Source organism: Hymenobacter psoromatis (assembly GCF_020012125.1).
Lineage (GTDB): Bacteria > Bacteroidota > Bacteroidia > Cytophagales > Hymenobacteraceae > Hymenobacter > Hymenobacter psoromatis.
On record NZ_JAIFAG010000001.1, the window covers coordinates 4,257,806 to 4,271,511 of the forward strand.

General features: G+C 62.1%; 12 protein-coding genes and 1 tRNA gene. 1 reads left to right on the forward strand and 12 read right to left on the reverse strand.

Translation table 11 applies throughout. From position 1 onward, the window contains the following. Positions 1-35 precede the first annotated feature (35 nt). From LC531_RS18390 to LC531_RS18445, 12 genes are all read right to left on the reverse strand, one after another. Complete coding sequence (locus LC531_RS18390) at positions 36-956, reverse strand: class I SAM-dependent methyltransferase (RefSeq protein WP_223652888.1); 921 nt, start codon at positions 954-956, stop codon at positions 36-38. 60 nt (positions 957-1,016) lie between these two features. Continuing rightward, positions 1,017-2,885: a tRNA uridine-5-carboxymethylaminomethyl(34) synthesis enzyme MnmG gene (gene mnmG, locus LC531_RS18395; RefSeq protein WP_223652890.1), complete on the reverse strand. Its 1,869-nt coding sequence runs from the start codon at positions 2,883-2,885 to the stop codon at positions 1,017-1,019. Positions 2,886-3,054: 169 nt separating this feature from the next. Beyond that, on the reverse strand, positions 3,055-3,777 hold the full coding sequence (locus LC531_RS18400) for a GNAT family N-acetyltransferase (protein ID WP_223652893.1): 723 nt from the start codon (positions 3,775-3,777) through the stop codon (positions 3,055-3,057). 21 nt (positions 3,778-3,798) lie between these two features. Beyond that, positions 3,799-4,266, reverse strand: coding sequence for an rRNA maturation RNase YbeY (ybeY, locus tag LC531_RS18405; protein ID WP_223652895.1), 468 nt, complete (start codon positions 4,264-4,266; stop codon positions 3,799-3,801). Next, positions 4,263-4,700 carry an ATP-binding protein gene (locus LC531_RS18410; RefSeq protein WP_223652897.1) on the reverse strand — a complete coding sequence of 146 codons (438 nt, stop codon included), beginning with the start codon at positions 4,698-4,700 and terminating at the stop codon, positions 4,263-4,265. The genes ybeY and LC531_RS18410 overlap by 4 nt, the downstream gene beginning before the upstream one ends. A gap of 185 nt (positions 4,701-4,885) precedes the next feature. Next, the gene (locus LC531_RS18415) at positions 4,886-8,371 is read right to left on the reverse strand and encodes a DUF4175 family protein (RefSeq protein WP_223652899.1); all 3,486 of its coding nucleotides are present in this window, start codon (positions 8,369-8,371) and stop codon (positions 4,886-4,888) included. A 109-nt stretch (positions 8,372-8,480) separates the two neighbouring features. Further along, complete coding sequence (locus tag LC531_RS18420) at positions 8,481-8,906, reverse strand: TonB-dependent receptor (protein ID WP_223652901.1); 426 nt, start codon at positions 8,904-8,906, stop codon at positions 8,481-8,483. Between the two features lie 100 nt (positions 8,907-9,006). Continuing rightward, positions 9,007-9,420 carry a hypothetical protein gene (locus tag LC531_RS18425; protein ID WP_223652903.1) on the reverse strand — a complete coding sequence of 138 codons (414 nt, stop codon included), beginning with the start codon at positions 9,418-9,420 and terminating at the stop codon, positions 9,007-9,009. Positions 9,421-9,527: 107 nt separating this feature from the next. Continuing rightward, positions 9,528-10,079 carry a hypothetical protein gene (locus tag LC531_RS18430; protein WP_223652905.1) on the reverse strand — a complete coding sequence of 184 codons (552 nt, stop codon included), beginning with the start codon at positions 10,077-10,079 and terminating at the stop codon, positions 9,528-9,530. Positions 10,080-10,115: 36 nt separating this feature from the next. Next, positions 10,116-11,480, reverse strand: coding sequence for a M56 family metallopeptidase (locus LC531_RS18435; RefSeq protein WP_223652907.1), 1,365 nt, complete (start codon positions 11,478-11,480; stop codon positions 10,116-10,118). Between the two features lie 2 nt (positions 11,481-11,482). Then, the gene (locus LC531_RS18440; protein WP_223652909.1) at positions 11,483-11,848 is read right to left on the reverse strand and encodes a BlaI/MecI/CopY family transcriptional regulator; all 366 of its coding nucleotides are present in this window, start codon (positions 11,846-11,848) and stop codon (positions 11,483-11,485) included. Between the two features lie 179 nt (positions 11,849-12,027). Continuing rightward, a complete protein-coding gene (locus LC531_RS18445; RefSeq protein WP_223652911.1) occupies positions 12,028-13,281 on the reverse strand; it encodes a TCR/Tet family MFS transporter in 1,254 nt (417 codons plus the stop codon). 298 nt (positions 13,282-13,579) lie between these two features. Here LC531_RS18445 and LC531_RS18450 point away from each other — a divergent pair. After that, positions 13,580-13,652 (forward strand) — tRNA-Met (locus tag LC531_RS18450). Positions 13,653-13,706 lie beyond the last annotated feature (54 nt).

The following is a 13,706-nucleotide window of genomic DNA, read 5'->3' on the forward strand; positions in this document are numbered from 1 at the left end:
GGCCGCCGAACTACGACGGCGCGAATCCCGCGTCCCTACCCCTTCTGCGCTACGTAGAGCAGACTCGAATATTGCCCGCTATGCTGCGCGGCGTACTGGTTGGAGCGGAAGCCCGCCCGCAGCACGGCCAGCCGGCCCTGCGCCTGGCTGGCGGGCCGCAGCTGCTCCGAGAGCAGGCTCACGTAGTAGGCGTCGAGGGGCAGGGGTAGGGTTTGGGCCACGCGCAGGCCGTGGCCGGCCAGCAGCCGGCTTATGGTGGCCGGCACAAAGTGGTAGAGGTGGCGCGGTACGTCGTAAGCGGCCCAGTCCTGGCGGTAGTGCTGGGCATCGAGGCTATCGGGGTTGGGCACCGCGATGAGCAGGTGCCCGCCCGGCTTCAGCACGCTCACCAGCTGCGCCAGCGTTTCCTGCAAGGCGTGCACGTGCTCCAGCACGTGCCACAGCGTCACGGTATCGAAGCTGGCGGGGGGTAGGGTGGCCAGCGCGCTCTCTTCCAGCATGGGCTGCCCCACGCGGGCGGCGGCATCCTGGCGGGCACCGGGGTTGGGTTCCAGGCCCGTTACCTGCCAGCCCGCGCTTTTGGCGCGCGCCAAAAAGTGGCCCGTGCCGCAGCCATAGTCGAGCAACTGCCCCGCCCTACCCCCATTCAGCCGCGTGATAAGCGCCACCTTGCGCCGCATGGTGAAGAAGCGCGCCACCCGGTACACGCGGTTCACCAGGCCCCGCGCCCCGCTGTTGTGCGATACATAAGCCGCTGACTCATAGTACCGCCCAATGTGGTCGGCATTGGGCCGGGGGTTGGTAAACTGCAAGCCGCAGCCCGCGCACTGCGCAATCGTGAACGTCTCCTGGCTCACCGACTTGTCCTGCACTTGCAGCTTGGCGGGCAAATTGGTGCCGCCGCATACCGGGCAGGCGGCCAGAAACTCAGTGGTGTCTAAAGATTCTAACGGCACAAGCAACAAAAAAATACGCGCGGCAAAGTTCGCAAGGCTTGGCGTAAGCCCCTACCCCCTCTACCGATTCAAATACACCATCAGCACCGACACGTCGGCCGGACTCACCCCGCTGATGCGCGAAGCCTGGCCCAGGGTTTCAGGCTGAATCTTGAGTAGCTTTTCGCGGGCCTCGTGGCTGAGCGCCGGCATGGCGCCGTAGTTCAGGCGGCCCTGAATGTGGAAGTCTTCCAACTCGCGCATGCGCTGGGCCTGCTGCTGCTCCTTCTGCAAATACGTTTCGTACTTGGTCTGGATAATGGCCTGCTCTTTGGCATCTTCGCTGAACGCGGCCAGCTTTTCGGCCAACTCGGGCAGCGTGGCGGCTAGTTCGGGCAGCTCAATACTGGGCCGGCGCAGCAGGTTGAGGGCGCGGGTTTTTTCATGAATTTCGGCCGAACCCTTCTCCACCAAAAAGCCGTTAATCGTGGCCGGCTCAATGCCGAAACTGGCCAGTACTTGCAGCGCGGCGGCGGTGTCGGCCTCCTTCTGGCGCACCCGCGCCAGGCGCTCGTCGCTGGCCAGGCCCAGGGCGTGGCCCAGCGGCGTGAGGCGCAGGTCGGCATTGTCCTGGCGTAGCATAATGCGGTGCTCGGCGCGGCTCGTAAACATGCGGTAGGGCTCGTCGGTGCCCTTGTTAATAAGGTCATCAATGAGCACGCCGATGTAGGCCTCGTCGCGCCGCAGCGTGAAAGCGGGTTTGCCCGCCACGCGCTGGTGGGCGTTAATGCCGGCCATCAGGCCCTGGCAGGCGGCTTCCTCGTAGCCGGTGGTGCCATTGATTTGGCCAGCCAGCCAGAGGTTCCGCACCGGCTTGGTTTCGAGGGTATTAGTCAGCTGCGTGGGCGGGAAAAAGTCGTACTCAATGGCGTAGCCGGGCCGGAACATCTTGGCCTTTTCAAAGCCCGCGATTTCGCGCAGGGCGCGGTACTGCACGTCTTCGGGCAGCGAGCTGCTGAAGCCGTTCACGTAGCATTCCACGGTAGACCAGCCTTCCGGTTCTACAAAAATCTGGTGGCGGTCCTTGTCGGCGAAGCGGTTGATTTTGTCCTCCACGCTCGGGCAGTAGCGCGGCCCCAGGCCCTTAATGCGCCCCTGAAACATGGGCGATTTCTCGAAGCCTTCGCGCAAGATGTTGTGCACCCGCTCGTTGGTGTAGGTGATGTAGCACGGGCGCTGCCCGGTGAGCGGCGGCGTGTCGAGGTACGAGAAGCGGCTCGGGGTGGCGTCGCCATCTTGCACTTCCATTTTGGAGTAGTCGAGCGAGCGGCCGTCCACGCGGGGCGGGGTGCCGGTTTTCATGCGCCCGGCCTTAAAGCCCAGCTCCACGAGCTGCTCCGTAATGCCGCAGCTGTTGCGTTCGGCGGCCCTACCCCCTCCAAAGTTCTTCTCGCCAATGTGAATGAGGCCGTTGAGAAATGTGCCGTTGGTGAGCACCACCGTTTTGCTCCGAAACTCGATGCCCAGCGCGGTGGTAATGCCCACGCAGGCATCGTTTTCAATAAGCAAACCCGTCACGGCTTCCTGCCAGAAATCCACGTTCGGAATCTGCTCCAGCGTCAGACGCCAGTCTTCGGCGAAGCGCATGCGGTCGCTTTGGGCACGCGGGCTCCACATGGCGGGGCCTTTGGAGCGGTTCAGCATCCGAAACTGAATCATGGTGCGGTCGGTGATGAGGCCTGACTGGCCGCCGAGCGCGTCGATTTCGCGCACAATCTGGCCTTTTGCTACCCCACCCATCGCGGGGTTACACGACATCTGGGCGATGGTATTCATATTCATCGTCACCAGCAGCACTTTCGAGCCGAGGTTGGCGGCGGCGGCGGCGGCCTCGCAGCCGGCGTGGCCCGCGCCCACTACAATCAGGTCGTATTCAGTATCGGAGAACATAGTCGGTCAGCAGTTAGCAATCAGCAAGTAGCAGTGCGCCAAGTATCAAGCGTATGGGGGCTGATAATTGTTCATTGATGCCTACTAATTGACACAAAGTTCGCCACAAAACCGGCTGTGCCGCCTACCCCTTCCCTACTGCCTCAGGTACCCGGAACGAAGCATGAGTTTATTCCCTACCCCCCTGCCCCGGCCCAAGCTCCGGCAAGCCACCCGTCAGTAGCGCCGCCGACTGCCGGGCTACCTCCTCCCAGCTGAAGGGTAGCCACTGGCTATTGAGGTCGTCAAAAATCTCCGTGGCTTCGGGACCGGCGAAAAGCTTGTAGTCGAATTTGGGGTAGCCCTGCACCAGGTAGCCGGGGTAGTAATACGCCAGTTGCTGACGGTGGGCATAGTCCAGTTTGCAGAGCATCAGATACTTGCCCAGGCTGTACTTGTGGTAGTTGGGGTCGTAAAAGTTGACGATGCCCGCGATGCTGCGCGTGCCGTGGTCGAAGATGCCAGCCGCCAGCAGCTGGCCTTCGGCGCGCACTTCTACTACCCGCGTGTCGAATACGGAGTAGGCCGCGCCATCGAGCAGCAGCGCTTCGAGCGAAGGCGCGGCGTCAAAATCGAGCGCCTGGTGGTAGCGAGCGTACAGGCCCTCGTATTCGGCCGTGAGCTGGAAGGGCTTGACCATGACCGCGAACCGCTCATTGAGCCGCCGTAGCCGCCGCTGCTTGGGGCCGGGCTGCACCCGCGCCAGCGCCAGGCGCAGCCAGTGCACCGTGTACAGGCGGGTGCCCACCGGCAAAAACTGGCAGGTAAACAGGTCCTGGTACATGCGGTAGTAACCCAGGCTCAAGTAGTAGTCCAGCACGTCGCCGGGGATGCGGGGCTGCGCGATACTCATGCCGGCAAAATGCGCCTTACGCTAAAACTCGCGCAGCGAGAGGCAGTAATCCTCCTTGCGGCGCATGGCTGTCTGGCTCAGCAGGTCTTTGTCGTGGTAGCCGAGCAGGTGTAGCACGCCGTGAATCATAACCCGGTGCAGCTCATCGCGGAAGCTGATAGCCAGGTCTTTGGCATTGTCAGCTACCCGTTCTACGCTAATGAAAATGTCGCCTTCGAGCACGTCGGCATCGTCGGCGTTGTCGAAGGTGATGATGTCGGTAAGCGTGTCGTGGTTGAGATACTCCAGATTGAGCTTGTGCAGGTAGTCGTCGGAGCAGAAGATGAACGTGAGCTGCGCAATGCGGTACTCATGCACCACCGCGATGCGCTCAATCCAGGCCACCAGGTCTTCGGCGTCGCGCAGGCCGAATTCGGGCACGTCTTCGACTACGAACTCAATGCCGGGCGCTTCAAAGTAGCGAACTCCGGCCACGGCGGCTACGCTCATGCGGCAGCTTGCTCAGAGGTGTGGGAGGCGCTGGGGTGCAGGGCAAACGTCAGCTCCAGGCGGCGGCCTTCTTTGCTGAACTCCACTTCGTCGGCCAAGTGGCGGATGAGGAAAATGCCGCGCCCGCCGGGGTTTTCGAGGTTTTCGGGGGCCGTAGGGTCGTCCAGATTGTTGTAGTCAAAGCCCGCGCCTTCGTCCTCAATCTCAAACTTAAGCTGGTTGGGGTTCACGTAGAGCGAGAGGTAGACGTTCTTATCCTTGTCGAACTTATTGCCGTGGCGGATGGCGTTATTAACGGCCTCGGTTACGGCCACCATAATGTTGCCGTAGATGTCGTCCTCAATCTGGAAAGTGTCTTTGGAGTTGTCAATGAAGCTTTCCACGACGCGAATATTTTCCACGAGCGACGGAATCTGAATTTTAACCTGCTTCATAAAAGTGCGGCAAGGAATAGAAGTGCGGCGCGATAAACGAGACGACAGAAGTGGAAAAACACCGCCAAAGTACCGGCTCGCGCGCAGCTGTCGAGGGCCATCACCTGGCGCGCTGATAACCTGAACTATGGCAGTAAGCTAGCAACCCGCCTCTACGTAGGTCCGCCGCGAGGGTTGCGCAGTACTTACTGATTTTTTTGGAAATACTCGCTTACTTTCTGCTGGTAGTAAGGCGTTAGCGTAGGTTGCGGCCGGCGTAAGATTTCGGTCTGCTGGTCCTGGCCGGCCGGCTTATACTTATCGAAGGCAGGCGGAAAAACGGGCGGGTGGTTTTGGGCGGCCTGGGCCTCGCGCTTGGTATCCTGGTCGCGCTCGCGGGCCGATTTTTCGGCTTCCAGCATCCGGGTCAGTATCTGGCGCTGGCGCTGAATGGTTTCCTCGGTGAGGCGCTTGTTCACGAGGTCGGTCTCGGTCTGCTCCATCAGCTTTTTCAACTCGCCGGCGTTGCCGCCGCCCTGACCGTCTTTGTCCTTGCCGTCTTTATCACCCTGGGCCCCTTTGCCCTCCTTGCCCCCCGGTTTGCCCCCTGGCTGGCCGCGGTCCATCTGCTGCATGGCCTGGCGCAGCATCTGCTGCTGGCCGGCCAGGCGGGCCAGCTCCTGCGAGAGGGCGCGGCCAGTTTTGCCGCTCTGCTGCAGCTGCTGAATCTGCTGGTTGAGCTGCTGCTGCATCTTGCTCATGCTGCCAGGGCCGGGCGAGCTGCCCTTGCCCTTCTTTTTGCCCTTGCCGCTGCCTGGCTGCGGCGGGCCCTGGCCCTGCATCTGCTGCATGTCCTGCTGCATCTGCTTGAGGGCATCCGATAGCATGAGGGCCAGGTTGTTAACGCTCGTCATGGCCTGCTGCTGGGTGCTGGTGGCGCGGGGCACGTCGCGCTGCTTGATGTGAGTAAGGCTCTCGTCCATGCGGCCGTTCATCTCGCCCACCTCGCGGGTCACGAAGCTTTGGATGCGCGGCTCACGCTTGGCCAGCGCGTACAGCGAATCCTGAATCACGCGGGAGTCATCGCGCAGCTTGCGTTGCGTCTGGCCCAGCTGCACGAAGCGCGGGTCGCTCTGGTCCACGGCCCGGAAGTCCTTCATCAGCTTCTCCTGGTCGAAGCTGAGCGTCACCAGGTTATCCAGAATATCGCGCAGGTCGTCGATATTCTGCTGTTTCTTTTGCTGCTCGTCGTCGCTCAGCTGGTCCTTCATCTTGCGGGCCATTTTCTGCAGCCGCTGGGCGGCGGCCTGCTGCTTCTGGCTGGCCTTTTTATTCTGATTCTTACTCAGCTGCTGCTCGCCGTCCTGCATGTCCTGGTCGGTTTGCTGCTGGTCGGGCTTCTGCTCGTCCAGGTCGTTCTGGTCGCCCAGCTCCTTGTCCTGCTGCTTGAGGTCGGCAAGGTCTTTTTTCAGGTCCTCAAATTCCTGGCGCTTTTCAGCTTGCTCCTTTTGCAACTCCTGATTTTTGGTTTCTTGCTCTTTGTTGCTGAGCTTGTTATCCGGGTTTTCCTTGGCGTTCTGCTCGGTTTTTTCGGCTAGTTTCTGCTCGTCCTTGGCCAGCTGTTCCAGGCGGTCGGCGGTTTGCTCGGCTTTCTGGTCAAACTGCATTTGCTTGAACATTTCGAGGGCGCGGTCCAGCTCTTTTTGCAACGTATTTTCCTTGTTTTCGAGCTGTTGCAGCAGCTTCTGCATCTCGGCGTCGGGCTGTTTCTGCTGGTCCAGCAGCTTTTGCAGCTGGTCGTAGAGCTTCTTGGTTTCGGGGTCGAGCAGGTCCTTCATCAGCTTTTTCAGCTCCTCGGCCTTTTGGGCCAGCTCCTCGCTTTTGGGGTCTTGGTTTTGCTGCTGTTGCAGCTGCTCAAACTTCTGCTGCATCTGCTGCACCTGCTGGTCGAGCTGCTGCTTCTGGTCGAGCATATCTTCCAGCTGCTTGCGGTCCTGGAAGCTCATCTCGCGCTTGGTCTTGAGCTTATCCTGGCTTTTGGCCAGCTCGCGCTCCAGCTGCTTGCTCTGCTTGGCCGCCGAGCTGAGCTGGCTGGCCACCGACGTGGCCTGCGACGCCAGCTGCTGGTCCTGCTCGCGGCGGGTGGGTAGGCGGTATTCCAGCGGTCGCGAGCGCGTGCTCTTCGGCCCATGAATCCCGTCATTATCCGTGGCTTCCACGTAGTATTCGAGTCGGTCGCCGGGCCGCAGGCTCAGCCCGGTTAGGTTCCAGGTGTAGGCGTAGGTGCCGCCGGCCGCCGTGGGGAGAGTTAAGAGTTTAGAGTTAAAAGTTAAGAGTTTGATGTTCTGGTTAGTGCCGGCGCGCTGCACGGCGTAGTGCAGGCGCAGCGCCGTGAGGCCGTAGTCATCAGTGGCGGTGCCGCCCAGGGCCAGGTAGCGCCGAGCCGTGGTGTCAGGAAAGGCTTCCACGGTGAGGGTCGGCGGCGCGTCGGGCACCACCGTCAGCTGGTAACTGATGGGGTTGACGTTGGCGCTGGCCGCGTTGCGCAAGTCCACCTGGTATGGCTGCGAGCGCAGTACCCGGCGCTCCACCACGAAGCTTTCACCCTGGTGCGTGGCGCGCAGCAGCTCGGCCGGGTTATCAAAGTGCAACGTCAACGCCTCCGTGGCGGCCGTGCTGAACTCCCAGCGTAGCTCGCTGCCCTCAGGTACGGTCAGGTTGCCGCCGTTGCGGATAATTTCGGCGGGCCGGCCGAGGTAGGGAGGGTAGGCCACGCGCACCGTAAACTCGCGCAAATCGGGCCGTTCCAGCACCGTCAGGTGGTATTCTTCCGACACGAAGCCCGCCCCGCTCAGCTGAAACGTCACGTCCTGCGCCGGCTGCTCAAAGGTGAACCGAAACTCGCCCTGGCGACCCGGCACCGGGGCTAGCGGCCGCTCGGGGCCGCCTGCGGGCAGTAGGCTCAGCGTGGCGGGCACGGCCTTGCCCGCCACAGCCACATCGAGCACAAAATTCTCGCCCTTAAACACCGTCAGGCGCTTATTCTTCACCACAAAATCGAACGGCGCGGGCCGCGAGTAGTGCCGCTGGTAGTGCCAAATGCGGCTGGTAGGCTGCGTGATGAAGTTTGGGAAAAAGGCCAGCGCCAGCAGCAGCACCGCCAGCGGCGGCAGCACGTACTTCCACAGCGGCCGGCTTTGCTGCTGAATATCAATGCCCTGCGCAAACGACACGCCGTGCAGCTGCGCGGCGCGCTGCTCCAGGCTAGCCAGCAGCAGCTCGTTGCCACGGGCCTGGCCTTGCAGCTGCAAGGCGTTCAGCAGGCGGTCCTGCACTGCTGGAAACAGGTCGCCTACCTGCCGGGCGGCCTGCTCATCACTCAGCAAACGGCGCAGGTTGGCCAGCGCGGCCAGCGGCTGCCACAGCCAGCGCCCCACCGCGTACACCACCAGCGCCAGGAAGCTAAACAGCAGCCCCGCCCGTACCGCGGGGGGTAGGTACAGGAAGTATTCGAGGGTATTAAAGACCACGAATAAGCTCAGCAGCAGGGCCGCCGCCACCAAGCCGCCGCGCACCAGCAGGCTCAGGTAAAACTTGCGCTTATAGGCTTCCAGCTCGGCCCGCACCTGGGCCAGGGCCGGAAAATCGGTTGAAGAAACCCCAGCCGCCGGCCGGTCCGCTACCATCGTCATAGGCTAAAGAAAAGCGGGCGCGCCTAGCGGTGGCCCGTGCCGCAACAAGTTACGCCCGCTTCGCCCAACGCCGGGGGGTAGGCCGGTAGTTCGGCCGGGGCGGCGGGCGCTACGGCTTGCGGCGGCTCAGCTGTTTCAGGCGGCGGTTGAAGGCGCGCACGGCCCGCGTGTGCTGGCCGGCTTTAGTCGTGATAATTACTACTCCCCACTGGCCGCCGTCAGGGGCCAATTGGAGCGCTTTAGCACCTTTCAAAATATCAATGCTCTCGATATCGTTGGGGTTAATGATGCCCAACGCTGTCGAATCGAACCGCTGCCCATCCACATAATAGGCTGGCGGCGGATATTTTTGTGGCGGGCCATCCAGCATAATGTGGACTGATTTAGCATCCGACACGGGTGGCTCACTTATCCGAACGCCTGCCCCCTGTACCTGCGCACTGGCCGCGCCCGCGGCTGCCAGGCTCAGCCCTACCACCAGCATCAGGCAGCGCTTCCCTACCCCACCCGCGAAAATGAGCTGGCGAAACAGCATATAATATATTGAGTAGCAAAAAAGCAGTAGGATGCGGGGCTTACCCCGTACCCTACTGCTCAAATATAACGAACCAACTACCAACCCAAATTCATCCCAGCTAGGGGCTCAGCAGCCACTCAATGGCCGCGCCCTCATCCCCAAAAAAGCCCACCGCGAAGGGCCGCCCCGCGTAGGCTGCCAGCGGCACAAAACTCGGCTCGGCGTAGATGTGGGCCTGCAAGGCCGGGCTTACCAGGTAGGCCACCCGCAGCTGCCCGCCCAGCCGCCGGGCCATGCCGGGAAAAAACTCACTTAGCAGCCAGCGCGAGGTATCGGGGTAGTTGAGCGAGCGGCGGCGGATATCCTGAAGCCAGTGCCGCGCTTCGTGCGCCAGGGCGGCGGCCTCCAGGCGAGCATACTCGGCGGGCAGCTCGGCCTCGGCGGCCTGGTAGCCCCAGCGGCCAATGAGCACTGCCAGGTCGACGCGGTAGGTAAGGTGAAGCAGCTCGGGCAACGCGGAATCGGTGGGCATAGGGGGGGTAGGGCAGCAGCCGCTAGCAAAATTAACGCCGGGAGAGGGGGTAGGCTGCTGATAGCTCCCTACCCCCTCTCTCGGCGCTAAGCTGGCTGCCCGGCCGCTTACTCCTTCACCGGCTGGCCATTAGCATCAAAAAGTAGCTGCATCCGCTGGCCGTTTTGCTCAAAAAATGCTCGGTAGTGGTCGGCCCGCTGCTTGTCGGGTCCCACTATTTGCAGCTTGGCATTGGGGTAAGTCTTAACCATATACGCCTGCACGGCGGCCATCGCGGCCGTTTGCTCCGGCGTGGCTGGTGTCTTGGGAAACTGCTTGTTGAATGCCAGCACGGCCGGTGCGTCAGCATTAGCCTTGGTCGTAATCAGCACGGCTCCCGCCGCCGTGCTGCGGCCAAGGGCTTGCAGCTGCTGCGCGCTCTTTACTACACCGATGTTAGCAATGGCTTGCGGGTCCAGCTTCGCCGTTTCAGCTTCACTAACTGGCTGGCCATCTACGTAATAAGCTATATCGGTAGGGGCCGGCTTCATGGCTGGCGCGGGGGTAGGGGCCACCTGGGCCTGGGCCGCCAGGCCGCTTAGCGTGAGGGCCAGCGCCAGCGGCGCGGCTAGGAGGTATCGCCCAAGTGGGCGGGTAGTTAAAACGAGTGGAGAGAACATGGAAAATAAGTGTGTAAAGGGTGAGAAAAGAAAGGACTATTTAGTTTTAACCATGATGGCCGTTTGTACCTTGGCATCGTGCGCAAATTGCGCGGCCTGCGCACCTCCTAGCATGTCAACTTTGCTAATGGTTGTAGAATCAAGTCGGGCAATAGCCTCGCGGGTGGAAGCCTGACCATTCAGGTAGTAAGCAGCATTGGCGGGCAACCGTGCCAGTTGGATTGCAGCTTTCAGGGCCACCGTATTGACATCAGTCGCGCCGCGCAACTGCTGTTTCTCATTGAAAGCAACTACGTCGGCCCGGTCCTTATTCTGCTTGGTAGTTACGAAGATAATCCCCTGCTTATCAGCAGTTGGAACATATGCACGGGCAGCTTCTCCCTTTACCACATTAATACTCGCAATGTCCGCAGGGTTAATCTTGCGTAGGGCAGTAGAGTCTTGGCGTTGGCCATCAATGTAGATAATAGCCGTTGGCATTTTTGTGACTTGGCTATCCGTAATTGTGGCAGTGGGCAAAGGAGCCGCGGCTTTTTGCGAGCAGGAATACCCCAGGGCCAGCGCCATTACGAGTGGTGCGGCCAGAAAATAGCGCCCCAATTGGCGCGTGGAGGAAGCAGGTTGATTCAGCATGGCAATGCGGTTTTTGAGGGTGAGAAATTCAACATGAAAGGCCAGGGCCGGGGCCGGCACGCCGCCCGGCGACTGGTGCAGCAGGCTGTACTGGTAGGCGCGGCGGTCGAGGCCGGCGCGCAGGGCGGCGCGGTCGGCCAGGTATTCGAGGTTGTCGAGGGCGGCGCGGCGCAGCAGCCAGGCGGCCGGGTTCAGCCAGGCCAGGGCGGTGGCGAATTGCAGCAGCAGCACATCCAGGGTGTGCCACTGGCGCACGTGGGCCTGCTCGTGGCGCAGGGCGGGGGGTAGGGCCGTGGGGTTGGCCAGGACGCTTTCGCTCAAGTAGATAGCGCTGCCAAATGAGAACGGCCCGCCCGCGCCCGCCAGCACCCGCACCGCCTGCCCCAGCACCACGGCCGGCCGCGAGCGCCCGTGCACCAGCGCCAGACTCAGCAGCTGCCCCAGCAGCCGTAATATCAGCACGCCGGTGCCCGCCGCGTAAATCCAAACGGCCGCTGCTTGCCAGTCAAAACCAGGGGTAGGGGCCGCGCCGCCGCCCGCCGCCGGCCCGCCCACCGCCGCCAGCGAAGCCGGCAGCAGCGCCGCCGCGGCCGGCAGCAGGGCCGGCACCGGCAGCGCCGGATACACCGCCGCAAATGCCAGCGCACCCAGCAGATAAGCCCGGTTCAGGGTGAAGAACGTGAGCCGGCGCAATAGCCCGTAGTAGGCCGCCGCGAAGAGCATCAGCACGGCATTGGCCTTGAGTAGATACAGGAGGGTAGGCGCCATGACTACTCCGGCTTTTGGTTTTCGATGAGTCGGATAATCTCCTGCAAGTCGGCGGCGCTCACCTTTTCCTCCTTCGCAAAGAAGGAAACCAGCTCCTTATATGAGTCGCGGAAATGCTCGCGCACCAGCGCGCCCAGCGAGCGGCGCTGGTAGTCCTCAGCGCTCAGCAGCGCCGCGTAGCGAAAGGAATTGCCGAGCTTTTCGGCGCTCACGTAGGCTTTGCGCTCCAGGTTGCGCAGGGTGCTGGCCACGGTGGTGTAGGGCGGGTGCGGGGCGGGTAGCCGCGCCAGCACGTCCTTCACGAAGGCCGGGCCGGTGTGCCAGAGCGCGCGCAGCGCGTCTTCTTCGGGTTGGGTGAGGCGTTCCATCTTTGAGTATTACGAATTTTTCGTAATACTACGAACTATTCGTAATAAGTGGTTATGCCCTACCCCTCTCCTACCTGGTATTATGCATAAAAAAGCCTCTCCTGATGTTTAGAAGAGGCTTTTCCGGAATAAAACTTTTTGTAAAAAGCCTTGCTCGTTCGCCGATAAACGCGCAAGGCTTAGCCGCCGTGCGCCTCCGCCACGGTGGGCACCGCGCCTACCCCCGGCAGCCGCCGCAGCGGCCCGGCCGCCACCAGCAGCGCCCCCAGCGTGAGCACGGCCCCCGCCAGAAACGGCACGCCCGGAAAGTAAACCGGGGCCTGCGGCCGGGTAAACCAGGCGAAGAGGCTGGTCATCAGCAGCGGCCCCACTACCCCGGTGGCACTGATGAGCGAGGTGAGCGCGCCCTGCAACTCGCCCTGCTCAGTGGGCGGCACCTGACCCGAAATGCTGCCCTGCAAGGCCGGCCCCGCCAGCCCGCCCAGCGCGTACACGGCCGTGAAGGCAAACATCATCCAGCCCCGGCTGGCAAACGCAAACAGCACAAAGCCAATGGTATAGAACACGATGCCCAGCGCTACGCACCGCGCCGCGCCCAGCTTTGGGATGGCTACCCGCACCAGCCCGCCCTGCACAATGAGCGCCCCGAGCCCCACCGCGCCCAGCGAGTAGCCAATGAGCTGTTCGGTCCAGCCAAACTTGAGAATGGTGTAAAACGTCCAGACCGACTGCGTGGCCGAGCCGGCCAGGTACAGCAGCACCAGCGCCACTACCAATCCGATGATTTTGGGGTACTTGCCCAGCCGCACCAGCGAGGCCACGGCATTGGCCCGCGCCCACTCGAAGGGCCGGCGGCGCTCCACCGGCAAGGACTCGGGCACCACGAAAAAGCCGTAGAGAAAATTGCACAGGCTTAGCCCGGCCGCCACCATAAACGGTACCCGCGCCCCGTAGTGCGCGAATAACCCGCCCAGTACCGGCCCGATAATAAAGCCCAGCCCGAAGGCCGCCCCCACCAGCCCGAAGTTCTGGGCCCGCTTTTCGGGCGGGCTTACGTCGGCGATGTAGGCCGTGGCGGTGGTGAAGCTGGCCCCGGTAATACCCGCGATGGTGCGCCCCACGAACAGCCACCCAATCGTCGGGGCCAGCGCCAGAAACACGTAGTCGCAGCCCAGCCCCAGCAGCGAAGCCAGCAGCACCGGCCGTCGCCCGAAGCGGTCGGAAAGCCCGCCCACCACCGGCGCGAACGCGAACTGCGCCGCCGCGTAGGCAAACGAGAGCCAGCCCGCGTACCGCGCGGCTTGGCTCACGCCCTCGCCCGTGAGCTGCTCAATGAGCGCCGGCAGCACCGGAATAATGATGCCTAGCCCAATTACATCAATAAGAATGGTGACGAAGATGAAAGCCAGGGCGGCCGGGCGTTGGGGCGACATAGGTAGGGTAGGAGGTTGGGGAGTAGGCGGGTCAGGCTGCCGGCGGGCGGCCAGCTGAAGCGGCGGGTTTCGCCGCTTCCCTGCTTCTACCCCACTCGGGTAGGGTAGCGCTCGTTAGTTGCTGGCAAAGGTAGGCCGAGCCGCTGCCCGGCCTAATTCCGCTTCTGACGCACTCGGTAGTTGAGCATTTTAAAAAATTCGGCCTTGATTATCAAGTAATCAAGGCCGAAGCGAGGGTCTTATTCTATAGGAAGCTTGCGGAAACCGAAATTTTTTGTACCTTTGCACTCCCAAACAATGCGGGGTGGAGCAGTTGGTAGCTCGTTGGGCTCATAACCCAAAGGTCACTGGTTCGAGTCCAGTCCCCGCTACTACAAAGGCCGTTGCTGATTCAGCAACGGCCTTTTCTTTTGTCCTCAGCCATG